This is a genomic window from Peribacillus frigoritolerans (assembly GCF_030676415.1).
Lineage (GTDB): Bacteria > Bacillota > Bacilli > Bacillales > DSM-1321 > Peribacillus > Peribacillus frigoritolerans_A.
Genome location: NZ_JAUUTW010000018.1, coordinates 61,856 through 87,768, shown reverse-complemented (window position 1 = coordinate 87,768; position 25,913 = coordinate 61,856). Strand labels below are relative to the sequence as shown.

Below are 25,913 nucleotides of genomic sequence, written 5' to 3'. Positions count from 1 at the left end.
CTAACAACTAGTGTCTTTACTATTTATGTCTAGACCAACACACCAAATTTCTTTCTCCTAGCAGCTTAAGGTATATGGTCTTTTTAAGAATACTTCATTCAAAGAGTGACATAGGAGGTAAGAAATTCATTTATTTTACAAGAGAAGCCTGACTAAATTCTAATTGAACTTAGTCAGAACCTATTACTCACCTTCGTTGGTTAACATGCATGTGAGTATGTTATTAATCAGCTTTTGGACCATAATCTGCATCAATGATTTTTTCGATTGGATGTCCAGTTTCTGTTAATTTTTCTATCTCAGGTCCTATATAAAGATCTGTCTGGCAATACCCATTTTCCGGTAAATCAACGTTAATTGTATAGGTTCCCGGACCATAGACATCTGTTACATTATCGTAGGCAGTCTGACCCTCATACGGCTTTCCGTCTTCTTGAGGAACTACTCCTTCAGGATATACATAACTTGTAAAACTAATCTCGATTGGATCGGTTCCATCAGGGACCGTAAACGTAGCCGTTCCTTTGTCAACACTTGAATGGAAATACTGGTCAAGCGGACGCTGTGGTTCTTGATTTAGACCATAATCTGCATCAATGATTTTATCCATCGGGTGTCCGCATTCAGTTAACTTTTCTATTTCAGATCCTAAATATAGATCTGTCTGAAAGTATCCATTCGGCAAATCAACCTCGACAGTATATGTACCTGGTCCATATACGTTCGTGACGTTATCAAAGCTAATCTGCCCCTCATACGGTTTTCCGTCTTCTTGAGGTACTGTACCTTCAGGATAAACATAACTTGTAAAATTAATCTCAATTGGATCTATGCCTTCAGGGACCGTAAATGTTGCTGTTCCTCTACTAACACTGGTCTTAAAAAATTGATCGAAAGGTCGCTGTGATTCAATATCTTCAGTCAATCCAGCGTTATCATTTATCGTTATGGACCCGCTCCACAACTCTCCCTTTCCTGTATGGCCAGGACGCTGATAAGCTTTAAACATATAATTTCCGTCCATAAGCTGATCTGGTGTATACGTTAATTCCTGTATTTCACCAGATGGTAACGCGTTAAAAACTCCAGTGTAAACAACCTCGCCATCTTTAGGATTACCATTTGCTGACCAGTAAACCTCATACGCAGCTTCCCCCTGCATAGCTTGTGAGTCCTGGCCATTTTTTATCGTGGCAGAAATGCCATTGCAAGTTACATTTTCAGTGGTAAATGATAATGAACTTTTATCCCAAGATGATTTATCATGTAATGTTGTTTGTTTAGATCCATTTTGGTTACTGCCTTTTTCAGCTTGTTCATTCTTTATTGAAGCAGCAAATGTTGTATGTATAGGTTGTATAAAAGAAATTGATAGCAATGTTGCTGTTATAATGCCAGCAGATAGTTTATTTAGCTTTTTCACTTGACCATCCTCATTTCTAACTTTCGTTCCCGAATATTTTTATGAGATGACTAGTTTATTCGTTTATATAAAGAAGAAGGTGACTCAATAGGATCTAACATAGTTTTATTGGTCACCCTCTTCTTCCTACTAAACTTTCAATTTTTTTTATCGGATTTGAACTTCTTTTTTCTCATCAGCTGGGATGCTTACATAAAGAACCTTTGCTTCTGCATCATAGAAGTAGGTATTTGTTTTTCCTTGTGTTTCCGCAAGAGAACCAACCTCTTGATATTTGCTGTTTCCAGCTTGAATTCTCGATGGCTTTTCTTCATTGTTTAATTTCAATGTGTATTGCTCTAATTTTGATTCTTTGAATTTTTTAACTTCTTGTTTTTGTTTGAATGTAATTTTATTGCCCTTACGTTCTACTTCAAATGATGTTTCGTTGTATTCACCTTGTTTGTAATCTTCTGTTGCACCATCATCCTCGTAGAACGTATATGAAGCGTTATTGTCTAAATACGTATCAAGCACAAGGTTTGTTAAAGGTTTTTCACCTGTGTATTGCTGTACTTCACGGTTTGGAATCATTGAATCCTTCTTCACGAAAATCGGTAAATGACCAAGCGGAGCATCTACAGTAAGAGTTTGTCCACCTTTGTATTCTTCACCAGTCCAATAGTCTGTCCAGTTTACGCCTTGTGGTAAGTAAACGCTACGAGATGTTTGACCTTTTGTTATAACCGGTGCAAGCATCATAGAGTCACCAAACATGTACTGGTCACTAATATCATTTGTTTTTTCATCATGTTGGAATTGATAAACAAGCGGTTGATGTACCGGTTTACCACTGTCAGTTGCTTCCTTGAACTCATTGTATAAGTAAGGAAGTAATTGATAACGTAATTCGATATACTTCTTGCTGATTTTTTCAACTTCTGGACCAAATGCCCAAGGTTCTTGACCTTGCTTAATTTCAGATTTTGCATCACTATCATAATGGATACGCGAGAATGGATAGAAAGCTCCTACTTCCATCCAGCGAGCAAACAGCTCTGAGTCTGGTCGTTTAGCGAAACCGCCAATATCAGTACCAACGAATGATACACCTGATAGACCAATATTAGAGATCATCGGGATTGACATTTGCAAGTGTTCCCAGTTCGATTCACTGTCACCTGTCCATAATGCAGCCCAACGCTGTGTACCTGCATACATGTCACGTGTTAACACAAACGGACGAGTACCAGGTTTGTGCACGTTAAATGCTTGATGAGTAGCATCTGCTTCATCATGACCGTATAAGTTATGATACTCTGTATGCATAATTTTGTTATCTTCCGTACCAAAATAGGCATCCAAAGGCAACGTATGGTACATTTTGTCCGTGTCGATAAATACGGCAGGTTCATTCATGTCATTCCAGATACCGTCAATTCCCTCATTAAATAGGGTATCATGGTTGTTAGCCCACCAATCGCGAACTTCTTGTTTAGAGAAATCAGGGAAAGCAGAATTCCCAGGCCATACCGGACCGATGAACGGGGTTCCGTCTGCGTTTTTCGCCCAATAATCATTTTTTGTACCTTCCTGATACATGCGATAGTTTTCATCTTGTTTAACAGCTGGATCGTTGATTGCGATAGCATGGAATCCAGGCATAGATTTTAGTTGTTTTAACGCTTGCTTGTATTGATCATCCCATGTAAATACACGGAAACCATCCATGTAGTCAATATCAAAATGCATAGTGTCTAATGGAATTTGTTTTTCACGGTATGTTTTAGCAACATTTACGATTTCATCTGCTGTATATTCCCATTTACTTTGGTGTAAACCCAATGACCACTCTGGCGGAGCTTCCATTTTACCTGTTAAATCTGTATAGCGGTCAACGACATCGCCAATTTCTGGACCGTATGCAAAGTAATACGTTAACTTACCACCGTTTGCATAGAAATAGTAGTAATCATCAGATTCGCTGGCCATTTCATAGTAGGAGCGATGTGTATTGTCAAAGAAAATACCATATGCTTTTTTATCTTTTAACCCAATGAAAAACGGAATCGATGTATACACATATTTTGTATCTTTATTATAGGAGTAAGCATCTGTGTTCCACATGCCGATGCTATCGCCACGTTTGTTGAATTCCACGCCGGCTTGCTCACCGAAGCCATAGAAATCTTCATTTTTATCTGTCTTCTTAAATACATAAGGCTTTCCGTTTTCATATCCTGATGTTTGGTCTTGATTTACATAATCCTCGTTGATGACATTTCCTTGCTTGTCAAGGAAGCGTACACCAAATGGCTTCATTTTAATTTCAACCGTAAGTTCATTTGTTTTTAGCGTATAAGTATCTGAGCTAGAGATTGCTTTAAATTTTGGAGTATCCCATTCAGATTCTTTTTTGGCAATCCCTCTAGATTCGAATTCTTTTTCACCTTTATTTAATACAGAAACTTTTACAAAATCTTTGTCAAATAATCGAATGTACGCATCATTTGATCCTAAGTCCAATTTGACACCGTTTGAAAGCTTCTCAACTCCTTGAACAGAAAGCTTTTGAAGATTTTCCTGAGCTAAAGGTGTGTCTGCTTCGGGCTGTGTAACAGCTAGAGCATTTGGAGCTGCTGCAGTTAAACAAATAGTAGCTGCAAGTGATACACTTGCGATCATTTTTAAATATTTTTTCGGTAAGTTCATGCTTCCACCTCTAATAAAATTTTTTTATTAATAAGCTCACTTTAACTCATTAGAACTTCTTTCTTCTTGACAGCTAAGATGCTTACATTCATTTCACTGTTCTCACCTTCTACGATAAAAATAAAAAAATAAATGATTTCAACTCTAGGAAGTCTTCACATCAAAATTTTTTCGAACATCTCTCCATTCTCTTTTCTTTTTCAATCAAGCGCATCTTTTGTTTCCCGGGCACACTACCAAGTTAGCAACTAAGAGAGTCTTGAACAATCGGTTAAAACTCCTACCTGAAATTTGAATGGCTCTCAAATTATCATAAAAATGCTCGAGAAGGTTCCTTCAAAATGGTTTAAAATAGCGTGGATCTTGATTTGGAATAGCTTTACATTTTCTTTACATTCGAGAAGGAAACGCCAAGTTTCCGGCTGAAGAAATGGATATTTTTAGAAAATGATAGGCTATGAGAACTAAAGGACTTTTCTCTTTGATTGCTTCCATAAGGGTTTGTCAATCTTTTATTTTTCGTGTATTGCTTAAAATATGACGCTTACCCGAGTGGTTTTTCCTTATTAAGGTTTTAAATGAAGATTATGGAAATTAGTTTAGTCTTTTTACGGCTAATTCTGTAGGGGTAAAATTTTTCGGTCTTTCCTCAAAATAAAACACCTCCACATCTGACGAAGGAGAAAAATGATATATTTATAGTGAAATAACAGATAAGCAAGGGTCTTTTCCAAAACCTTCCTTGGTCAATCGCTCTCTGCACCCTTTACAATGATTAATAGTAAGAAACGAATAAGGCGGGGTTTCATGTTCCGAAAAAAATTTTTATATAGAAGCTTTTCAACTAAAATCATCGTGGCCTTTCTGCTTGTGATTTTGATATCGACACTTTTTATCTCATTATCTTTTTACTGGGAGTCTAATTCGATCTTAAAGAAAAACGTGCGGGAGTCCACCGTTCAAATTACCAAACAGACGGCGGAGTCGCTCTCTTTCATATTAAATGTTGGAATCGATACCTCTGATTTTATTAGCAGTGATGAGAACATCCAGCAAGCTGCATTAGAATTAAATAGCAATACATCTAACGATCAAAGAAGAAATTCCGAATACATTAATACATTGCTGAATAATTACGTCTATTCCAACTCCTTCGTCAAAATTGTATATGTGCTGAAAGAGGAAGGCAGTGGCTGGGGCAGCGGAACCTTTTCCGAAGCTAGACTAAAAAAAATACAGCTTTCAGAACAGGAATGGGTAAAGGAAGCCAAACAAAAGGACGGAGAATTGGTTTGGCAAGGGCTTCAGTATGACGATTTCAACGGGGGCGGAATTAATACGGACTTAATCCTTCCTGTCGGCAGGGTCCTGAAGGATTTTGACACGCTGAACAATATCGGACTTGTACAGGTTCATTTAGACGGACGGTCTATTCTTAATACAATTGAGCACTTAAAACTTGGGAAGACAGGAAAATTTTTTGTTGTTGATAAGAACGGAATGATCATGATTGATTCGAATTTAGACAGCATCAATAAGAAGGTAGAAAATCCTGATTTGTATCACCATATTGTTGGTAATGATGCTGTTGAATTTGAATTTGACGCGAATGGCATCCCTTATTACGGAGTCAAGCAGTCACTGAGCAATGGCTGGATGCTATTAGGTACTGTTCCGATCCATGAGATCAGCGGACAGTTGGATCGTCTCCAATCCTGGATCGTCGTTTCAGCCGGAGTTTTCTCCTTGCTTGCCATTGGGATTGGGCTTTTCATTACCGGCAGAGTAACGAAGCCTATCAGACAACTGTCCCAGAGCATGCTTCAAGTTCAACAAGGTGATCTAAAAGCGAGAGCGAATGTAGATTCCTCTGATGAGATCGGCTTTTTAAGTAAGCAATTTAACGAAATGCTTTTTGAAATCGTCAATTTAATGCAGCAGGTGGAAACTGAGCAGAGTGAAAAGCACCATGCTGAGCTTCGGGCTGTTTTGCACCGGGTTCATCCCCACTTTCTCTATAACACACTTAGCACCCTGCGCTGGCTTATTGATTCGAATCAAAACGAGCGCGCTTCTCACGTATTGTCGGCACTCACCCATTTGTTGGAAGCAAATATGGGCAAAAGCGGCAGCATCATTATGGTTGAGGAGGAACTGGACATAATCCGGAAGTATTTGGTGATTTTGGAGCTTCGCTACGAAAAAACCTTCCATTTAGCGTTAGACATAGAACCAGGTACGGAAAGGCTCCTTATCCCCCGCATGCTGCTTCAGCCAGTGGTGGAAAATGCGATATTCCATGGCATTGTTCCGAAGAATACAGACGGACAAATCTCGATTAAGATTCATTTTGATGACGGGAATTTAGAATTTCTTATAACCGATGACGGCTTAGGCATCAGTGATGATAAGGTAAAAGAATTGAATGATCCGGTGACTGCTGTTGAAAAAGGAAAAATCGGCATCGGTTTACGTCATATCTTTGACACTCTGCGGCTATATTACACTCACAATTGGGAATGGTCGATCTCCAGCGGGTCAGAACAAGGGACTACAGTGCGTATTATATTAAAAAATTGGGAGCTGACACAAAAAAATTAATGCACAGGAGGAACAATATGTTTAGAGTTCTTATAGTGGATGACGAGCCTGTTATCCGGAAAGGAATTACCTCATTTATTGATTGGGAAAAGGAAGGAATAACGGTCGATGACCAATACGCCAACGGTGCCGAAGCCCTATCTGCACTTGAAAAACAACCCTATGATATTCTTATTACCGATATCAAAATGCCATTGTTAGGAGGCATTGAACTTACGAAGAAAGCACTAGAGCTTTACCCATGGCTCAAAGTAATCCTGATTAGCAACTACAGTGACTTTGAATACGTAAAAGAAGGGCTTAAACTCGGCGCGGTCGATTATTTGTTGAAGCTAACCCTAAAAAAGGACGACCTTCTTGCCGTCCTCAGGCGATGTATAACCATGCTGAAGGAAGAACGGAAAAAGGATTCTGAACTGAATCACTATCAACAAGAGGCCGTCTATCTTGAAAGAAAACGTGTCGAACAAGAAATGAAAAGATTGATCGTGCAAGAGCAGACCTCCTATTCTTCAACCGAGTGGGCGCCTGCATGGCTGGAACATTCCTATGCTTGTGTTTATCTTATGCTGGATGGTGCTGAGGAATGGAGGGAAAATCACGGTTTTCTCTATATGCAGTTCCTATTGGAGGAATGGCAGAAAAGGTTTTATGAGCAGATCGAGATAGGGACCGCAATGATTGTCGCTGAAAGCAGTATGTTTCTCATTTTACCTGATCTTAATGGAGCAGAGCAGCAGCAGCTCCTTCAGTGGAAGCAGTTAGTAGAAAAGGAATGGGACGTTTCAACATCAGCAGGTATAGTGCCAGAGCGGGGTATAAACAGCATTATTAAGGGATTTACTAACAGTTTTTCAGCTTGCCAAAGACGTTTTTTTGAAGGGCTAGGCAGATTTTATCATATGAACGGTGCGGAAACCGGTTTGGAAAAGATAAGAATCGATAAAAAAATCCATGATTGGAAGCCATTCTTCGAAATGATCAGCAATGGAGATCCGACTTCATCAGCAATTGAATATGCGCTTAAACGCTGGAATGGCGGGTCCCTGACTCCAGAACAAGTAAAGCAGGAGGCGTGCAGCCTTCTCACGGGCACGTACCGATTGCTCAGAGCTGATGAATCAATGCTCCCAGAGCGGCATGATCTGCTTTTCCAAGCGGAGACAATCGATCAAATGGTATCCCTGCTGGTTTGCCAACTAGAAGAAATCAGGACTACCTTAACACCAAAACTGATTGATAATGGATATGACGAGGAATTAATAAAGAAGGCTCTGGAAAATATAGCTGCCCATTATACCGAGAACATAACACTGCAGAGCGTAGCAGATATCGTTCATCTCAGTAAAAGTTATTTCAGTCTCTATTTCAAAAAACAAACAGGCCGAAATTTTGTCGATTATCTGATTGATCTGCGGATCAGGGAAGCGAAGCGCCTATTAGTGGAAAATGAAAATCGAATTTACGATGTAGCTGAAGCCGCAGGCTTTAAAGACGTAAAATATTTCAGCAAAGTGTTTAAAAAGGTAACCGGTTTAACTCCAATGGCGTACAGGGAAAAACACCAGGTGAGCAAGATTGGCTAGATTAAGAAAGGGTGTTATCGTTATGGGATGGAAGCTTGTAGCCTATTTACTGATTCTCGTATTGTTAGCAGGTTGTAAAAGTCATTCGATGATTTCCGATCCAAAGCAGGTTCAAACGCTTCAGAATCATGAAAAAACAGTTATTACGTTTTGGCACACCTACAACGACAAAGAAACCGAGCTGTTAGAACAAGAGTTGCTCCCTGCTTTTGAGCGGGAGCATCCGAACATGCGGGTCGAGTCGATCAACCTTGCATTTAATAACGAATTAAAGAACACATTAATAGGACGCGCATCTTCCAACCGAGGTCCAGATGTGGTCCGGCTTGATATCGCCTGGGTTCCTGAATTTTCACATAAAGGGCTTCTTGAACCGTTAAACATGTTCCCAGATTTTCAAGATATCCAAAGCAGGTTTTCTCCTCATGCGATGGCTGGAGGTTATTACAAAAAGAATTATTATTCTCTACCACTTAATATTTACACAAAGACTGCGATCTTTAACCGTGAGCTTCTAAAACGAGCCGGCTATTCAAAGCCTCCGCGCACAATGGAAGAAGTGATAAAGATTGCGCATCATCATCGCTTTTCGATCGGACTCGGAGGATTGGAACCTTGGGATACGATTCCATTTATATACACCCTTGGTGGAGCCATATCCGATAAGAATTTCAACAAGGCTTCCGGATATTTAAACAGCAAAGAAACAATCTATGCTGTGGAGCAATTGACATCACTTTATAAAGAAGGACTCATTAATCTTCCTGATCAATCCGGTGATGACAAAAATTTTGAACGAGTAAAATCCGGAAATATACTTATGACAGACGAAGGGCCTTGGTTCTACAGCCTATTGGATGGAGCAGAATTGGATCGTGCTCAAAAGCTGACCATCCCAGTACCGTTTCCACATGATCAAGGTCCTGTTTCGATTATTGGCGGAGAAAACCTAGTTATTATGAAGGGCAGTAAACAACAATCTGCGGCATGGACTTTTATGAAATGGATGACAGATAAGGAAGCGCAACTTCTTATGGCGCAAACTGGATTGATGCCAACTAACCAAGATGCATTCAAAGCTATGAAAATACCTAATAATTCTTACCTTAATCCTTATAAGGAGGCCGCTGAGAATGCTTTTTTATGGCCCCAAGTTAAGAACTGGAGTAAAATTGACGAAGTGTACTGTGAGTATTTAAATAAAATATTTGAAGGTGAATTGTCTGTTAAGGATGGTTTAGACCGTGCGGCAGCTGAAATAGATAAGCTCTTAGCTGATTCGTGATTAGAATCATTATATCTAGTTCTTCACTTGAATTTGTCCCTGCACAGCTTGTAAGTCAACAATCCAGGATTCTCATTACGTTGGTTTTATCTACTCTTTTACCCATCATTATCACCAATCTGACTGTTTAAAAGGTTTTAATTCCCGTCCCAAAAATAGTGGACAGCCCTCTATTTTTGAGACGAGCTTATGATTCTATTTAGAAATTATTTTTTACGAATGCAGATGGAATAACTTTGATATAATAATCCAACCACCGTCTAATTTAAGTAATTGATGAAAATCAGTGTATGATTCGCCATATGCATCGTTTTCTAAACTTACACGAACGGAAGCAATCGTTCCTTCAACATCTAAAATATCCACTCTCGACTTAAGATTCTTTGCAGGACCAGCTTTATCCATGAAGTCCCATAAGTTATCAATAGGTCCTCCTAAAAAGCCATCAGTTGTGTTGTAACCATACATCGTTGCATCTTTATGAAAAGCTTGCTTTACTACTTCTTTATCACCTGAAATAAGGCCTTCAATATACCTATTCACTACTGTAATAATCTCATCGTAATCTTTTATTGGTGTTTTGCTCATTTTTTCCTCAATCTCCTTTAAGTTATAAATAGTCTACTTAACGATAATAAAGTTTTCTAACTCAGGCTCGTTTTATTTAATTAGAACCTGGAAAAGCTATTCTTATAAATTCCGCAAAGCATCTGCTATAGGAGTTTTACCATCGCTCATTGTGATGACTTTTCCAATGGTATTAGGATCTTGCAAACTTTGGACTAATGTGTCCACTACATTTTCTATAGCATTTTCACCAGGGTGATCAATATTGACATCTATACTTCCAGATCCAGGCTCCTCTTTTAAAGCACCAGGCTGTAAGATTGTATAGTCTAGCTTGGTATTATTAATCAGCCAATGGTCAGCAAAATGTTTAGCAATATTATAATTTGTTAAATCTTTTAGAAAAGCTTGACCCCACTTGTCTGGTTCAAGAGAAAATACGGAACTAAGCATAATAAATCTTTTTATCTTCTTGCTTTCAGCAGCGCGCATCACATTGACAGCGCCATTTAAGTCAATCTTCAATAAATCTTTTCCTCTAGAACCAGCCACAAAGAAAATGGCTTCTGCGTCATGCATATTTTCAGCTATTACCTCAGGACTAGATAATAAATCTACATGAACATAACGAACATTGCTCGAATTGCTTGTGAGGTTATCTCTTCTCGTTCCTGCGTAAACAAAATGACCTTTCTCAACTAGTTTATCAACAAGATATGAACCTACTCGACCATTAGCTCCTACTACTAATACCTTCATGAAAAAACCTCCCAAAATAATTTTTAATGATAAAATGATATTAATATGGTCTGACCATATAATATCTAGTAAGTTTAAACCAAACTATAAGTGTAAAACTAGTTGTCTCATTCCTATAGACAAAATCAAGTATGGCAAATTACCTTTCTTTGCTTCGTAATCAGAAGTATTTCTTTCGAATTACTACATCACCATTCCTGAGCTGTAGGTGTGACAATCACATCATTAATCATGACGTTTGCAGGTTTATTAACCACAAATCCAATTGTTTCAGCTACATAGTCTACGTCAATAGCTACCTTATTTAATTCTCCCAGTACGGATTTTACATCTTCATCTGTCACTGTATCCTGCCAATTAGTTGCAATAACACCTGGTGAAACTAAAACAGCTTGAATATTATGTTTGACTGATACCTCTTTACGTAAACTTTCGGTAATCGCTCTTACTGCATACTTTGTAGAACTATACACTCCATGGCCTTCACCAATCGCATGACCGGCAATGGAACCTACATTAATGATTTGTCCGCCTTCTTGTTTCTTCATATGAGGAAGGACCGCAGCTACTCCATACAGCACACCTTTTACGTTTAGATCGATCATCGTTTCCCATTCGTCTACATGAGCGTTATCCCACATGGAGAACAACATCATCCCTGCACTGTTAATTAACGTATCCACTCTTCCGAATTTATCTACTGTAAAGTCCACAAGAGATTGAACATCTTCTTTAACCGTAACATCTGTCACCTTATAGGAAGCCGTTCCCCCGTCTTTATTGATTCTATCTGCTAGATTTTTTAGTTTCTCTTCATTTCTAGCAGCTAGAACGACAGAGGCCCCATTCTTCGCAAGATGAAGCGCTGTTGCTTCCCCAATACCACTTGAAGATCCTGTAATGATGACTACTTTATCTTGAATATATGACATGTTTTATACTCCTCCTTTAGGTTTGTACCTTTTGTTACTTCAACTTATCTTCTAAAACCATCTGCGTACTGTGTAGGCACAATCGTCTCTTTTTTCAATGTAGCTGCAGCTTCTAATGCCCAATGAGGGTTACGTAGCATGCCTCGGCCAACAGCTACAAGGTCTGCTTCTTCATTTCCAATTACAGCATTTGCTAATGCAGGGTCATCTAATCTTCCCACTGCAATGACAGGAACATCAAGAGCCTTCTTAATTTCTCTTGCTAGTGGCACTTGGTAAGCTGCATGGGTACCCGGTTTTCCCCAAGCAGCAATCTGACCTTCGCCACCTGAAGAGATGTCAAAGATATCTACTCCTGCTTTTTGATATTCTTTCGCAAATGCGATACTTCCGTTAATATCATATCCATCTTCTACATATTCTTTGGCAGAGATACGCATCACTAATGGCATGTTTTCTGGAATTTCAGCTTTCGCTGCTTCAATAATTTCTCGGCCGAACTTCGTGAGATCTTGTCCATACTCATCATCTCGTTTATTCGTTAACGGAGAGTGGAATTGATGAATTAAATAACCATGAGCGCCGTGAATTTCAATAGCATCAAATCCGGCTTTTACTGCACGCTGCACCGCCTTACGGAATTTTTCTACCATTTCTTTGACTTCAGCTGTTGAAAGAGCTCTTGGTGTTTTTGATTTTTCATCAAATGGAATCGCTGAAGGCGCAACCGGTACTTCTGCGTCTTTTGCTTTGCGACCGGCGTGAGCAATCTGGATACCCACTTTGGCTCCGTAACGGTGACAAGCTTCTACAATTCGTGCTAGAGCAGGAATTTGTTCATCTGACCATAACCCTAAATCATAGTCTGAAATACGACCATCGGGTTCAACGTCTGTCATTTCAATCATAATAAAACCAGCTCCACCGATTGCTCGATTTACATAGTGTAGGTAATGCCAGTCTGTCGCAATGCCGTCTTTCTTTTCAACTGAATATTGACACATCGGTGACATGACAACACGGTTTTTTAATTCCAATCCTTTTAGATTATAAGTACTAAATAAATGTTCCATGCTAAAAACTCCTTTTTATTAAATAATTAATTGAATAAATGTTAACCACAACATATAGTTCCTATGCATGTTAAATTATACGATTTAGTAAACTTAAAACATATAAATTCAACACTTTTAAATGCATGCGCGTGCATTTAATTTACAATAGCTTTTTCTCTTTGTCAACTTATACGTTTCTCATATAAATTTAAAGGAGAAGCAATATTATATGCATGCGCACGCATTTAATTTAACATTATTCATTCATCTTTGTCAACCCACAATATAAATCTAAGTGATAAACACTATACACACAGCATTAAGATTTATATAAAAGATAGCTCCAGTGAACCAAACTAGGCTAAAGTAACAACTGATTCATATCTAAATAAATAGAAGTAACTGCCTTGTTTAAAATAAACTTAGAAGATTACATTATAATTTCTGAATTAAAGATTGTAACTCACGTTGAAGGTTTCCTTTTGAAAAAGCAGAGTGCAGAATTTCATGAATAGTAATCAAGGCTCTCTCTAGTTTTTCTTCACCTAATGTAGTTAAACGTGTGTAGATACCTCTACGATCATCTTCACATATATGTCTTTGTAATGCCCCACAACTTTTTGCTTCGAGCCTACCTACCAGCCTTGATATAGCACTTTGGCTTAATCCTACCATCTCTTGTAATTGCTGTAACCTCAATTGTTTATCGCTTGTTTGAGATAAAAAGTAAAGAACGTAAAACTCTTTTAACGACAGGTTATGATTTTTTTGCAAAGTACTTTCTAGCTCATTAGTAATGCTCATTTGAATATTAGTAATAGATAGCCAATTATCTAAATACTCCTTTTCTGGGTTGTTTTTCATGCACATTCCACCTGTTCTATCCTATATTATTTATTATTATAATATAGCACTTTAAATGATTATCGTTATCTTTTAAATATAGTGCTCAAGACTAAGTTCTAAAATACTTCATTAAGAATTAATTTTAATCAGGTTTTAATGGTCAAGCTTTTTGAATGAAGTACGTGCCATATTTATTTGAACTTAAATGGAGGAGTTTTCCCCACTTCTTTTCTATATATCCTTATCCCCCTTATACTTTAATTGTTTCTCCTTATTTTAGACGAGTTTCTTCTTTTTGTCTAAGATTGAGAAATCTCCACGAAAAAAAACAGTCAAAAATGACTGCTCTTTTTCATGGATGTAGTGTGACTGAACAGTATCCCACTTCATTTCCACCCCAGTTTAGTGAAAGCTTGTCTTGATCTGAAAGAGGACCGACACCACTTGGAGTACCGGTAAAAATAATATCTCCTTTCCCAAGCCCAAAATGCTCTGCTGTAAATTCTATAATCGTTTGCAAATCAAAAAGTAAGTCTATAATATTTCCGACTTGTACACGCTCTCCATTTTTAAAAAGAGAAAAATCTAATTGTTTACATGCTTCAACACCTATAAACGGAATAAATTCACTAACAACAGCTGAATTTTTAAATCCTTTAGCCAAAAGCCAAGGATGCTGTTTTTTTTTAAACTGTGTTTGAACATCTCTTAGTGTTAAATCCAACCCAATGGCCATGGCATCCACTATTTCATCTACTTTCATTCCTGATTCGTACTGTTTTGCGATATGTATGACAAGTTCAGTTTCAAAATGAACTGAACCCTGATTACTCGGTAACGTGATGGACTGTCCATTAGCTTCCACAAGCGAATGAGTTGGTTTTGAAAATAAAAAAGGGGAAGTTGGTATTTCATTATTCAACTCTTTTGCATGCAAGGCATAGTTTCGGCCTACACAATAGATATTTTTAACGTCTTTCATTATTAAACTCACTCTTTTCTTTTTAGAAAATTTACTTTTTTTAAAAAAAGGCGGTCCATATAGGGCCGCCTTTTACATGATCTTACTTTTAAAGTATACCTTGAATCAACATAGCATCTACTACTTTAAGGAAACCAGCAATGTTTGCTCCGACAACTAAATTGCCAGGCTCCCCGTATGTTTCGGATGCTTCTACACTGTTTTTATAAATGTTTTTCATGATACCGTGAAGTTTGGCATCGACATCCTCAAATGTCCAAGGCATTCTAGCACTGTTTTGGGCCATTTCAAGTGCAGAAACGGCAACCCCACCCGCATTGGCAGCTTTAGCGGGTCCGAATAAGACGCCATTATTAAGGAATATGTCAATAGCCTCAAGGGTGGAAGGCATGTTGGCACCTTCACCTACTGCCTTCAAGTTGTTTTTAACCAGCAATTTGGCTGCTTCTTCATCAATCTCATTTTGTGTTGCACACGGAAGGGCGATGTCGCAAGAAACAGACCAGATACCGTAACTTCCTTCATTGTATTCGGCTTCCGGATGCGCAATGACGTACTCACTCAGACGTTTTCTTTCTACTTCTTTTAAGCGTTTAACTGTATCTAAGTTTAGGCCATTTTTATCGTAAATGTAACCATTGGAGTCACTGCATGCAACTACTTTAGCACCCAGCTGTGTAGCTTTTTCGATTGCATAAATAGAAACATTACCAGATCCTGAAACAACGACAGTGCTTCCGTGGAACTGTAAACCTTTATCTTTTAGCATTTCTTCGACGAAGTAAACCGTTCCGTATCCAGTTGCTTCTGTACGCGCAAAGCTTCCGCCATAACTTATCCCTTTACCAGTTAAAACACCTGCGTAATAGCTTCCTTGCATCTTTTTATACTGACCGAATAGATATCCTATTTCTCTTGCTCCAACTCCGATATCGCCAGCCGGTACATCCGTGTCCGGTCCGATATACCGACCTAATTCTGACATAAAGCTTTGGCAAAAACGCATGATTTCAGCGTCTGATTTTCCTTTTGGATCGAAGTCAGATCCGCCTTTCCCGCCGCCGATAGGTTGTCCTGTAAGCGAGTTTTTAAAGATTTGCTCGAAACCAAGGAACTTGATGATGCTAGCATTAACTGTCGGGTGGAAACGTAAACCACCTTTGTATGGTCCAATTGCGCTGTTGAACTGCACGCGGAAACCACGATTCACGTGTATATTCCCAAGGTCATCGATCCAAGGGACACGGAAGGTAATCATTCTTTCCGGTTCCACGAGTCTTTCTAATATCCCATTTTTCATATAGGCTGGATGTTTTGCAAATACTGGAACTAATGAACGGAAAATTTCCTTTACCGCTTGATGGAATTCACTTTCATGAGGATTACGCTCTTTTACTTGTGCGTACACTTTACTTACAAATTCTTTAGCCACTTGTAGATCATCTTTTCGGACTTCTGGTGATGTTATCAATTCTTTTTCACTCCTCTTTTTGTTATATAGGCAGGAAAATTCCCTTGTATTTATATAGACTTGTAAATAATAGTTTCATATAATTTAAAGCCGAAAGAAACAATCTGAATATTAGATAAACATCACATTGAAAAGAAGGCGCTTACATCAGATTCAAGAAAATGAATATTCATTGAAGTTGCATGGCTAAACATATGACGGAAGCGTGCTCAAGTCTTAAGAGCTTCTTATTTTCTCTTGTTCAGCAACTTCGAATTCTTTTTTGTGAAACATTCCCTCCGATTTGGCTATAACTACTGTAGCCAATGCATTCCCTACCACATTAGTCGCAGTTCGTGCCATATCCATTATGAAATCAACGGCCATAAGTAATGCAATACCTTCCATTGGCAACCCTATCACAACAGAAACACTTGTCAACACAACAATTACTCCTGAAGGAACGGAAGCAACACCCTTTGTGAGTAGCATAAGTAAAAGGATAATGTGAACCTGATCTAATAGCGAGAGTTGAATTTCATAGGCATTAGCTAAAAACAAAATAGCAGGAGCCATGTATACCATTCCACCATCGAGATTAAATGAATAGCCAAGAGGCAATACAAAAGATACTACTGAATTTTTGACACCGTATCCTTCTAAACGTGCTGTAAGAGGGGCAAATACAGACTCGGAGCTCCGTGTTGTAAAAGCAATTAATAATAAATCTTTTATTTCATTAATTAACTCCCAATACCGAATATGATAGATACGAGCAATTATGGGAAAAATGATTAACAAAACTATAGCTAACCCAGCATAGGTTACTAAAATTAAATCAAGCAAGGTACTTAACTTTTCGAAACCGTAAGTAGCCATACTATAAGCAATAGATCCAAAAACACCAAGTGGAGAGAATTTAATGACATAATCTAAAACTTTAAACATTACTTTAGAAAGGGCCTCAAGAACATCCTCTATAGGTTTGGCTTTTCCCTTTAGGGAACGTAAAGCCAAGCCAAAGAAAACACCAAAGTAGACAATGGCTAATATATTCCCTTCTGAAAAGGCTACAAATATATTAGAAGGTATTATATGAAGAATAAACTCTCTAAAGTCAATTTTATTGGCCTCAAGTCCCTCTAGAGCTTTCATATTTCCCCCTGATAAATCAGCTCCAACTCCAAGGTCCACCATATTAGCAAGCAGTAAGGACATAACGATGATTAAAGTTGTAACAATTTCAAAATAGATAATGGCTTTTAGAGAAAGCCTACCTAATGATCCGGTTGATTTTATTTGAGCAATCCCTAATATAATTAGGGGGAAAATCAATGGTACAATTGTCATCTTAATCATATGAATAAAAGCATCACCTAAAATTTTTGCTTCTATCCCTATGGTTTTACTTATCGATCCTAAACATAAACCTAATACAAGAGCAATGGAAATCTGGAGCCATAAAGGAATTCTTCTAAGAGCTTGCATTACCTATCCCCTTTCAATAGTAAGGTGTGGTTTTGCTTAGCTTACTCTATCTTATTAAGTGCTTTTTCTATGCGGCTTAATGCTTCCTCAAGTTCCCCTTCGGACATAGCACATGAAATTCGAATGTTATGCATATAGCTAGAGCCAAATGCTATTCCTGGAGTAACTGCTACCTTAGCTTCATCCAGAAGATAATTGGCAAGTTCAATTGAATCGAAGTTGCGAAATTTGATTTCTGGAAATACATAAAAAGCGCCTTCAGGATGGGGACATATAACACCCGGAATTTGATTTAGATAAGTCACTACTTGATTAATACGTTTATCATATATGCTACGCATGTGTTCTACTTCTTCTTTCGCTTCCTTAAGAGCTACGACTCCTGCTTTTTGGATAAATGCTGGAGTGCATGTTGCGAGATGCCCTTGTATATTAGAAGCAGCAGGTACAAGTTCATTTGGCAATGCTAAATAACCTAATCTCCATCCAGTCATGGCATGCCCCTTGGAGAAGCTTTGTACTGTAATAGTAAGATTTTCAAGTCCAGGTATACTCGCAAGCGAAGTAAATTGATGTGTTCCATAAACCAACTTTTCATAAACTTCATCAGCAATAATAATTAGGTCTTTCTCTATCACAACATCCCTAAGATTATGAAATTCCTCATTAGTTAATACTCTACCAGTTGGGTTATTTGGGTTATTTACAATAATAGCTTTTGTCCGCTCAGTACAAGCAGCATCCAGTAAATCTTTTGTAAGTTTAAAATGATCATTAGGATTTAAATCTACTGAAACTGCATGTCCACCAACCATAGTTATTAACGGTTCAAAGCTTACCCATGCTGGATTGATAACTAATACTTCGTCACCAGGATTTATTATGCTTTTTAACGCAACATATAACGCTGGTTTCCCCCCTGCCGTTACAATAATTTGGGAAGGGTCATAATTGACTCCATTTTCAGTCTTTAACTTATGAGCGATCTCATTACGTAACTCTGGAATTCCATTACTACTTACATAGTGTGTCATCCCTAATTTCATGGCATTTTCTGCTTCTTCAATAATCATATTTGGCGTATTAAAGTCTGGATCTCCTCCAGCCAAATTAATAATATCGTGACCTTCTTGTTTAAGAAGCGTAACTTTATTTAAAATTGAAAGAGTTTTTGACTCAGGCAATGCTTGTAGCATAGTAGCACTTTGCAAATTCATACATCTCCTCATATTTATCAGGATAAATTTTTATGTGGTATTATCGGTATTGACCTTAATATCACTGCTTTTTAATCTAACTTCTGGCTGACATTCTGTTTCAACCTAAGTATGGTTTCGTTTATAAGCATTGCATCCTAATGATCTACTATGAAAATGAAAAATCCTTTGTTATTCTTAGATGGACTTTAACATACCTCCATCAACTAAGAAGGAACTTCCTGTCATATATGTGCTTGCATCTGATACCAAGAATGTCACCACATTGGCAAACTCTTCTGGAGTTCCATAACGCTTCAGCAGGATCGTTTCTTGTGATGCTTTTGCCACTTCTTCACGTGTAGTCCCAAGCTTATCTGCTTTGATTTGATCCAGGAATGCTACTCTGTCTGTTGCAATTCTACCCGGTGCAACCGTGTTAATCAGTATATTAAATGGAGCTAATTCCTCAGCTAGAGTTTTAGTTAATCCTACAATTCCTAACCGAAAGGTATTAGATAGTATAAGTCCCGGTATAGGTTGCCTAATTGATGAAGAAGCTAGGTTGATAATGCGTCCTCCTTGTTTCTTGAGATGAGGTAAAGCTTCACGAATTAAACGGATATAGCTTAACAAATTTAGTTCAAATGCCTTTTCCCAATCTTCATCGGAGAATTGTTCAAACTTACCACTAGGAGGTCCTCCTGCGTTATTAATTAAAATATCGATTCCATCAAATGTCTCTGCCGTTTTCCTAACTAACAATCGGATATCATCTACATTTGTAATATCAGCCTGACAATATTCAACCCTTCCTTTACCCAAAGAGTGAAGTTCACGCTGTAATTCTTTCAATTTTACGCTGTCCCTGCTTGTTAGCATGACATTTACGCCTTCCTTGACTAGTTGTGTTGCAATAGCCTTTCCGAGTCCTTGGCTTGATGCAACAACAAGGGCAACTTTATTTGTAAGATTCAATTCCATGCGTAGTTACCTCCCCTTTAAGTTTTAAATCTTTTACATGATTAACCAGTTTTTCAAACCCATCAATATGACATTCTACGATGTCCCCATCACGTATTACGACAGCTCCTGGAGTACCAGTAGAGATGATATCACCAGGTAATAATTTCATAACCTTAGAGTGGAAAGATATTAAATGCCAAGGAAGAAAAGACATGTTAGAAACAATGTTTTTCCGGTGAACCTCTCCGTTAATAACGGTAGAAACATTTAAATTTACTACTTCTTCAACTTCTTCAGGTGTAACCAGGTGAGGACCAAAACTAAAAAATGTATCGAAACTTTTCGATCGAGTCAAATATCTAGGATTTCTCTGTAAAATATCTTCTGCTGTCATATCAATTATGGTAGTAAAACCAGCAATTACATTAGGGGCATCTTCTTCAGACACATCCTTACATTCCTTTCCAATAACAATTCCAAGCTCTGCTTCTGCTGTTGTTCTCTCAGATTGCAAAGGAATTTTGATCGTATCATTGGGACCAATAATGGTAGTATCCGGTTTTAGAAAGCTTGCAGGTTCTGTATTCGGTGCATTTTCGTTTAAATCAGCTGCATGCTCTACATAATTCAAACCAATTCCCCAAATTTTTCTTGGATGACGATATATAGGTGCATACTCTACTTCTTGAAAAGGAATTAGAATGTCTCCTAGTTCTGCAACTTTTTCTTTACCTTCTGAGTAATACCATTGTTTCATCCCATCTAATTGGTTAGAAGTAATCATTTCAAATAAGTCTGTTGACCATTCCTGATTAAATTTAGTATTTAAATCTTCTATCAACAAAATTCCATCATGAACTACAAGCCCCGCCATTTCTTCTCCGTTACGCTGAATTGTTGCTAATTTCATAGAATATTCCTCCTACTTATTTTTGGATAAGTCAGTATAAATTAATATGGTCTGACCATATTAATTTATCTATTTTCATAATATAAAGACAATTTGAATTTGTAAAGTATTTTATTTTTTATAAATTTCGTAAATCAACGATTATTATTGATAAATTTTAGAGATTAATTATATATAGCAAGGGCTTTTCTTTCTAAAATGTAGAAGAAAATATTACTTAAAGTAATTTAAAAGACATAAAAAGCAGCCAAGCAGTTTGTTTGCCTTGGCTGATTTTAAAAATAATTTCAATTATGGTGACATACTAAAAAACGTTATAGAACTTCTTGTAAAACAAAACAAGTCTGATGCTTGTTTCTATACGAAATGAAAAATCAAATAATATTTTGTGAAAAAAAGAAAATATAGTGGTCTTACCTTTTTTAAGTAAAACCATCGCAAATAATGTAATACCTTCTAATATCAATTCAAAAACTTAAAGCTCTTAAAGCTCATTGTTCCAAATTTTAATTTCGTTTTTTTCGAGATGATCAAGCATAGCTAATCGAGCTTCTACTGCATCCCTTTTCTTCAAGGCGTTAAGAATCCGTTCATGTTCTTGGTGTGCCTCTTCTAAATATGATTTTGATAATCGCTTAGATTGATTCTTACTGACTTTTAATGCTTCTAAAAATGTTGGAGAAATCATATCAAATATGGTTTCATAAATAGAGTTTCCAGAGGAAATAATAATTAAAGAATGAAAGCGATAATCTTCTTCTATCCCAATTCCTCCATTACAATTCACTTCAATTAATTCTAAATGGGCATTTTCAATTGCTTCTAGTTGCTCTCTAGTAGCTCTTTGGGCTGCTAGGGCAGCAGACTCTACTTCAACTCCCCTACGGAACTCAAGAATTTCCTTTAGCGTTTGTTCTTCCATCATAAGCTTCTGGGTGATGGGTTCAACAAAGGTACTACCATTTATCCCTTTCAATATACTGCCAACACCTGAACGCTTTTCTATAATCCCTTTAGCTACAAGAACACTAAGCGCCTCTCTAATAGCTGTTTTACTTACCTGAAATATTTCTACAAATTCATTTTCAGTAGGGAGCTTATCACCCGGTTTCAAATTTTCTTCCTGAATATATTGAATAATTTCAGAGATAATCTCTTCATATAAATTTTTTTTCTTAATATTTTTAAGTACCAATCTTGTCACCTCTTTATACCTTCTAAAGTTAATAAGCTTAAACCATTTTAAAGTATCATTTATAACTAATAATTATTATACTATATAATCATATATAATTTACATAACAGCCAAAGAGAAATGGTATATGTAGGGATTTGTTATCAAATAAGGTTTATATAGAACCAACATAAAAACACTCTGTATTTCACCCTATTCAATTGATTACACCTAAACATGTTTAGTCAGCGATTAATGTTTAATATTCATTTTATTGTTAATTATCTACTATCCAGGAGGTTCATTAAGTGAAAAAAGATAGAAACTATAAAGTTCAACAGCCCCCCAAAATGTATCAACAGGTCATAACTCAACTTGTTGAATATATTGAATACGAGCAACTAACTGAGGGGTCCAAAATTCCTACCGAAAGAAATTTAAGTGAATTATTAGGGGTCAGTCGTTCATCAATCAGAGAAGGTATTCGAAGTCTTGAACTTTTAGGATACCTCGATTCAAGACAGGGAGAAGGAACATTTGTAGATAATCCACCTCCATTTTTGATTCCGTCTCAATTAATAAAACAACAGTTGGACCACACAAATCTACAAAATTACTATGAGGTATTTATTATGTGTTCCAAGCAGATTGTCTCACTATCCCTCTCTCTTGGTTTATCAAATAAGGAACTAATTGAGAACACATCGAATCTTAAATTTACAGGTGATTTCTGGTCTGACTTTCCAAAATGGATAGAATACATTGCTACCGGTTTGCAAAATCCATTTTTCCTTTCCTTATGGTTAAATAATTATAACGTATTAGAAGAAAATGATTATTTTTGTACCCTTAATTTGAACATACAATTTGATGTCTTTTTTGACTGTTATATAGAAAGAAATGAGACAAGATTAAAGGAATTATTTCATGAATTATCTAAGTTGGATAAAACGAACCCTCAAATCTAATATCAAGGTAATAAGAATTACCTTTATTTAAGCCCAACCGAGATTATAAGGCTATAATGCATTTTTTCAAAAAAGAGTAGTAATGCCTCTCATAGAAAAGTAACGTACTTTACGGAACGGATCGATCTAAAATCAAGTGAATTTTATTTATAATTTATTTGGAATGGTTACATATGAACAGATTCCATGAGGAACCTATGTCCCATTCAGGTGGATGCAATCTTTTTATCAGAACAATTTTATTGGTTATTGGCTATAGAAGACAATCATCTACATAACAATACTCCCTCTTCTCATTCTGAAGAAGGGGTATTGCGTCCCTTTAGTCCCATAGGAAAAGGCTGCCTCAGTAATCTTCCTTGTTGAAGTAAAGCACCCGTTAGTTCCATAAGGAATACAATTAGGGGTACCGTCAGGAAAATGCGGATTTACAACGTTAAGGAATTTTCAATACTAAAAAGCCCAACTTCACCGTTAATTAAGAGAAATTGGGCTTTTTCATTACTCCATAAGCATTTTTAAGTTATATTCAAAAACCATGCTTTGACATTGTCTAAAGCATGGTAATTATTTAAACTAATATAAATCTGCTAAGTTGATTTTTTTAGCTCATCTATTTATTGAATTCATTAACTGGAAGAAGTATTCAGGTTTGTGAGTCTTATTTAGGTTGTACCATGAATGTAATGTATCTGGTGCAAATACATCTAATTTTTTCAGTACTTCCATCGCAAATTCCAGAGGAGCTACTCCTGATGCAGTAACCAAATTCTCACCAGATACCGCAGGTCCCATCTCATAAAATTTTTCTCCTTTATAATTAGGACAAACCATTTTAATATACTCTAAGTTATTGCTTGTATGCTTTCTAGAATCTAGGTACCCCATATTCGCAAGGGCCTCAGTTGCACCACAAATTGCAGCAACAATAGTGCCAAGCTTTAAAGCTTCGCCAATTTTTTTCATGATTGGTTGATGAATAACTTCTCCCCAAGTATTCCCTCCAGGCAAAACTAAAAGATCTTTACTCTCAAGAGTACACTCATCAAGGGGAATATCTGGTTTTATGCTCAGTCCCCCCATCGTAGTAATAATTTCTTTATTAGCTCCTACTGTAACTACTTTTAAAGGTGCTATATCTTTTTTGAAATATCTTCCTGTGTTTAGTTCGGCAATTAAATATCCATATTCCCAGTCTGACATTGTGTTAAATACATATAGATAAACTTTTTTTGTTTGCATCCAATAACACTCCCAATCACAATTGATATAGCCAATTATAATATAACTTCCCTGACAGCTAACGTCAGGGAAGTTATCATACTTGATGAAATTTTATTAATTCCGACAGAACTTCAATAAGTCTTTTCTTTAGACTTATTGGCTCAATAACTTGAATAGATTTACCGTACGGTAAAAGTAAATAAGGTACATATGTATGTATCATATCCTTTTCAAGAAGAAATACTGCTTGATTTGAAGTCCGTTCTTGTAAATAATGTCCTAAAAACCAATGTTGGCAAATATCTCCCAACGTCCTTGTATTCCCATTAATAACTAAAGAAGTATTCCCTCCCTTATCTTCTATAGTTGGAAGGAGGTTTTTCATAAAAAAGTCACGTGCTGAAAAATTTTCTGGCCGGTTAAACTTATTTTCGGTTAGCATTAGACTTTCAATTCGATCTACTCTAAAACTACGGATATCATCCCTAAGATGACAAAATCCAATCACATACCACTTATTATTCCAATAGATAATTCTGTACGGATCGACCAATCTATAATTTAATTGCTTTTCGCCACTTTTATGGTAAAGAATTTTTACTGAGTACCCGTCAGCTACAGCCTGCTCCAACTCCTTCAAAAAAGGTTTACTCCCAGTTTTTATTTGAAATTAGACTCTAACATTGAAACTGCGTTTTTAATTGTTAACTCATGTAACATAACTTTTTTGTTTCATTAATCCGTTCCATAGAGTGAGCAACAGCAAATAAACCAATAGCCTTGATATAATATCTCTTCTGTGTTTATTGATTGCCGTTATTCTGTATTATGCAAAATATATTTTATAATATTTTCACATTAATCGGATAGAGATACGGCTCATTAGGTTCACTGATTTTTTCCCAATCAGTAATTTTGATTACAGGAAGCTCAGTCCCGTTATACGTAGTAATTTCTATTACACCATTTGCTTTGATCCATGTATCCTTGTCTAGGGAAGAAGCCTCTGGGAACTCTGAAAGAAATCCAATAATACTTGCGTCTGCGACACAGTGAGTAATTAAAAATCTTGAAATCACCAGCTGATTTTGAGCAAATCCATCTTCTTTATAAACAAAGCCCTTTAATTCGATTTTTCTTCCCTTAAATTTATTAATATCTTTACTCATTTCTTCATAATAGGCTGCATAAACATAGTCATTCATCTCAATATTTTGGTTTTGTTCTAACTGTTGTATCAGTTGATTATATTCTTCCTTTGAGATTTCTTCCAGCTGGTTTTCTAGAAGAGCTGGGTCTACAGGGTTGTCATCTATAGAGGGATCAGCCTGACCATTTATACTACTCTCTTCCATTTCTTCTGGAGGGTTACTGTTTTCTTTATTTTTGTCTTCTTTAGGTGCTTGTTTTTGGTTTGACAGTGCCAGCATTGCCCCTTTCTTATTGGCAATAGAAGCATCGAGTACTTTGGCTGGAAGCAGAAACCCAGTTAGTAATGGAAACACAATTATAAAATACGAAATTAGTTTTTTTGTGTTAAAAGAAGAATCTCCATGATCATGGTTATGGTCGCAGTCATGGTCGTGCTGATCACAATGATGATAGCTGCTTTTCTTCACTTTCCATATCCTTGTAATTTGAATGAAAAACAAAATCAAAAATATTACAGAAGCTACTTGGCTTAAACCTTCATATTTTGGGTTAATGAACTTTGTAATTTCACCGGTGAAATGTAGCTTAAATATGAGGGCCGAAAAAGCTAGTAAAATTAAAGCTCTAGCAGCTTGCTGAAATTGGAGTTGCATGATTT

20 protein-coding genes and 1 pseudogene are annotated in these 25,913 nt (G+C 36.9%); 4 read left to right on the top strand and 17 right to left on the bottom strand.

Annotated features, from left to right (window positions below; genetic code table 11):
- Positions 1–223 precede the first annotated feature (223 nt).
- Together Q8G36_RS17435 and Q8G36_RS17430 are read right to left on the bottom strand one after the other, a co-directional pair.
- Positions 224–1,423, bottom strand: a complete 1,200-nt coding sequence (locus Q8G36_RS17435; RefSeq protein WP_305161159.1) for a hypothetical protein — start codon at positions 1,421–1,423, stop codon at positions 224–226.
- 147 nt (positions 1,424–1,570) lie between these two features.
- Positions 1,571–4,114 carry a TIM-barrel domain-containing protein gene (locus Q8G36_RS17430; RefSeq protein ID WP_305161158.1) on the bottom strand — a complete coding sequence of 848 codons (2,544 nt, stop codon included), beginning with the start codon at positions 4,112–4,114 and terminating at the stop codon, positions 1,571–1,573.
- A gap of 807 nt (positions 4,115–4,921) precedes the next feature.
- Here Q8G36_RS17430 and Q8G36_RS17425 point away from each other — a divergent pair.
- From Q8G36_RS17425 to Q8G36_RS17415, 3 genes are read left to right on the top strand one after another with little or no spacing between them, the layout of a single operon-like run.
- Complete coding sequence (locus Q8G36_RS17425) at positions 4,922–6,715, top strand: cache domain-containing sensor histidine kinase (protein WP_305161157.1); 1,794 nt, start codon at positions 4,922–4,924, stop codon at positions 6,713–6,715.
- Positions 6,716–6,732: 17 nt separating this feature from the next.
- Positions 6,733–8,301, top strand: a complete 1,569-nt coding sequence (locus tag Q8G36_RS17420; protein WP_305161156.1) for a response regulator transcription factor — start codon at positions 6,733–6,735, stop codon at positions 8,299–8,301.
- 22 nt (positions 8,302–8,323) lie between these two features.
- Positions 8,324–9,586, top strand: coding sequence for an extracellular solute-binding protein (locus Q8G36_RS17415; RefSeq protein ID WP_305161155.1), 1,263 nt, complete (start codon positions 8,324–8,326; stop codon positions 9,584–9,586).
- A 213-nt stretch (positions 9,587–9,799) separates the two neighbouring features.
- On the opposite strand, the gene Q8G36_RS17410 is transcribed toward Q8G36_RS17415, so the two are convergent.
- From Q8G36_RS17410 to Q8G36_RS17355, 12 genes are all read right to left on the bottom strand, one after another.
- Complete coding sequence (locus tag Q8G36_RS17410) at positions 9,800–10,174, bottom strand: nuclear transport factor 2 family protein (protein ID WP_305161154.1); 375 nt, start codon at positions 10,172–10,174, stop codon at positions 9,800–9,802.
- Positions 10,175–10,276: 102 nt separating this feature from the next.
- Complete coding sequence (locus tag Q8G36_RS17405; RefSeq protein WP_305161153.1) at positions 10,277–10,912, bottom strand: SDR family oxidoreductase; 636 nt, start codon at positions 10,910–10,912, stop codon at positions 10,277–10,279.
- Positions 10,913–11,100: 188 nt separating this feature from the next.
- Positions 11,101–11,844, bottom strand: coding sequence for an SDR family oxidoreductase (locus tag Q8G36_RS17400; RefSeq protein WP_305161152.1), 744 nt, complete (start codon positions 11,842–11,844; stop codon positions 11,101–11,103).
- 44 nt (positions 11,845–11,888) lie between these two features.
- On the bottom strand, positions 11,889–12,917 hold the full coding sequence (locus tag Q8G36_RS17395) for an NADH:flavin oxidoreductase/NADH oxidase (RefSeq protein WP_305161151.1): 1,029 nt from the start codon (positions 12,915–12,917) through the stop codon (positions 11,889–11,891).
- A 417-nt stretch (positions 12,918–13,334) separates the two neighbouring features.
- A complete protein-coding gene (locus Q8G36_RS17390; protein ID WP_305161150.1) occupies positions 13,335–13,763 on the bottom strand; it encodes a MarR family winged helix-turn-helix transcriptional regulator in 429 nt (142 codons plus the stop codon).
- A gap of 334 nt (positions 13,764–14,097) precedes the next feature.
- Entirely contained in the window at positions 14,098–14,727 is a 630-nt protein-coding gene (locus tag Q8G36_RS17385) for a fumarylacetoacetate hydrolase family protein (RefSeq protein ID WP_305161149.1), read from the bottom strand.
- 88 nt (positions 14,728–14,815) lie between these two features.
- Positions 14,816–16,195 (bottom strand): NADP-specific glutamate dehydrogenase, encoded by a 1,380-nt coding sequence (gene gdhA / locus Q8G36_RS17380; RefSeq protein ID WP_370694081.1) that lies wholly within the window; start codon positions 16,193–16,195, stop codon positions 14,816–14,818.
- Between the two features lie 219 nt (positions 16,196–16,414).
- Complete coding sequence (locus Q8G36_RS17375; RefSeq protein ID WP_305161147.1) at positions 16,415–17,665, bottom strand: dicarboxylate/amino acid:cation symporter; 1,251 nt, start codon at positions 17,663–17,665, stop codon at positions 16,415–16,417.
- Positions 17,666–17,706: 41 nt separating this feature from the next.
- Positions 17,707–18,882, bottom strand: a complete 1,176-nt coding sequence (locus Q8G36_RS17370) for a pyridoxal phosphate-dependent aminotransferase (protein WP_305161146.1) — start codon at positions 18,880–18,882, stop codon at positions 17,707–17,709.
- A gap of 177 nt (positions 18,883–19,059) precedes the next feature.
- Positions 19,060–19,845 (bottom strand): SDR family oxidoreductase, encoded by a 786-nt coding sequence (locus Q8G36_RS17365; protein ID WP_239858376.1) that lies wholly within the window; start codon positions 19,843–19,845, stop codon positions 19,060–19,062.
- Positions 19,823–20,737, bottom strand: a complete 915-nt coding sequence (locus Q8G36_RS17360; protein ID WP_305161145.1) for a fumarylacetoacetate hydrolase family protein — start codon at positions 20,735–20,737, stop codon at positions 19,823–19,825. Before Q8G36_RS17360 ends, Q8G36_RS17365 begins: the two co-directional genes overlap by 23 nt.
- A 484-nt stretch (positions 20,738–21,221) precedes the next feature.
- A complete protein-coding gene (locus tag Q8G36_RS17355; protein ID WP_305161144.1) occupies positions 21,222–21,941 on the bottom strand; it encodes a FadR/GntR family transcriptional regulator in 720 nt (239 codons plus the stop codon).
- Positions 21,942–22,219: 278 nt separating this feature from the next.
- Here Q8G36_RS17355 and Q8G36_RS17350 point away from each other — a divergent pair, with 278 nt between their 5' ends.
- Positions 22,220–22,879: a FadR/GntR family transcriptional regulator gene (locus tag Q8G36_RS17350; protein ID WP_305161143.1), complete on the top strand. Its 660-nt coding sequence runs from the start codon at positions 22,220–22,222 to the stop codon at positions 22,877–22,879.
- A 609-nt stretch (positions 22,880–23,488) separates the two neighbouring features.
- Here Q8G36_RS17350 and Q8G36_RS17345 read toward each other — a convergent pair.
- The 3 genes and pseudogenes from Q8G36_RS17345 to Q8G36_RS17335 form a co-directional block, all read right to left on the bottom strand.
- Positions 23,489–24,121: a type 1 glutamine amidotransferase family protein gene (locus Q8G36_RS17345; protein ID WP_054396774.1), complete on the bottom strand. Its 633-nt coding sequence runs from the start codon at positions 24,119–24,121 to the stop codon at positions 23,489–23,491.
- A 76-nt stretch (positions 24,122–24,197) separates the two neighbouring features.
- Positions 24,198–24,746, bottom strand: a pseudogene (locus tag Q8G36_RS17340) (helix-turn-helix transcriptional regulator); the annotation flags it as partial.
- A gap of 199 nt (positions 24,747–24,945) precedes the next feature.
- Complete coding sequence (locus Q8G36_RS17335; protein WP_305161142.1) at positions 24,946–25,908, bottom strand: TIGR03943 family putative permease subunit; 963 nt, start codon at positions 25,906–25,908, stop codon at positions 24,946–24,948.
- Positions 25,909–25,913 lie beyond the last annotated feature (5 nt).

Coding starts and splice junctions, on each gene's coding strand:
- Q8G36_RS17385 (WP_305161149.1), bottom strand. CDS start 14,727: ATGAAAGACGTTAAAAATATCTATTGTGTAGGCCGAAACTATGCCTTG.
- Q8G36_RS17410 (WP_305161154.1), bottom strand. CDS start 10,174: ATGAGCAAAACACCAATAAAAGATTACGATGAGATTATTACAGTAGTG.
- Q8G36_RS17360 (WP_305161145.1), bottom strand. CDS start 20,737: ATGAAATTAGCAACAATTCAGCGTAACGGAGAAGAAATGGCGGGGCTT.
- Q8G36_RS17390 (WP_305161150.1), bottom strand. CDS start 13,763: ATGAAAAACAACCCAGAAAAGGAGTATTTAGATAATTGGCTATCTATT.
- Q8G36_RS17375 (WP_305161147.1), bottom strand. CDS start 17,665: ATGCAAGCTCTTAGAAGAATTCCTTTATGGCTCCAGATTTCCATTGCT.
- Q8G36_RS17400 (WP_305161152.1), bottom strand. CDS start 11,844: ATGTCATATATTCAAGATAAAGTAGTCATCATTACAGGATCTTCAAGT.
- Q8G36_RS17420 (WP_305161156.1), top strand. CDS start 6,733: ATGTTTAGAGTTCTTATAGTGGATGACGAGCCTGTTATCCGGAAAGGA.
- Q8G36_RS17365 (WP_239858376.1), bottom strand. CDS start 19,845: ATGGAATTGAATCTTACAAATAAAGTTGCCCTTGTTGTTGCATCAAGC.
- Q8G36_RS17430 (WP_305161158.1), bottom strand. CDS start 4,114: ATGAACTTACCGAAAAAATATTTAAAAATGATCGCAAGTGTATCACTT.
- Q8G36_RS17405 (WP_305161153.1), bottom strand. CDS start 10,912: ATGAAGGTATTAGTAGTAGGAGCTAATGGTCGAGTAGGTTCATATCTT.
- Q8G36_RS17395 (WP_305161151.1), bottom strand. CDS start 12,917: ATGGAACATTTATTTAGTACTTATAATCTAAAAGGATTGGAATTAAAA.
- Q8G36_RS17415 (WP_305161155.1), top strand. CDS start 8,324: ATGGGATGGAAGCTTGTAGCCTATTTACTGATTCTCGTATTGTTAGCA.
- Q8G36_RS17335 (WP_305161142.1), bottom strand. CDS start 25,908: ATGCAACTCCAATTTCAGCAAGCTGCTAGAGCTTTAATTTTACTAGCT.
- Q8G36_RS17425 (WP_305161157.1), top strand. CDS start 4,922: ATGTTCCGAAAAAAATTTTTATATAGAAGCTTTTCAACTAAAATCATC.
- Q8G36_RS17370 (WP_305161146.1), bottom strand. CDS start 18,882: ATGAATTTGCAAAGTGCTACTATGCTACAAGCATTGCCTGAGTCAAAA.
- Q8G36_RS17345 (WP_054396774.1), bottom strand. CDS start 24,121: ATGCAAACAAAAAAAGTTTATCTATATGTATTTAACACAATGTCAGAC.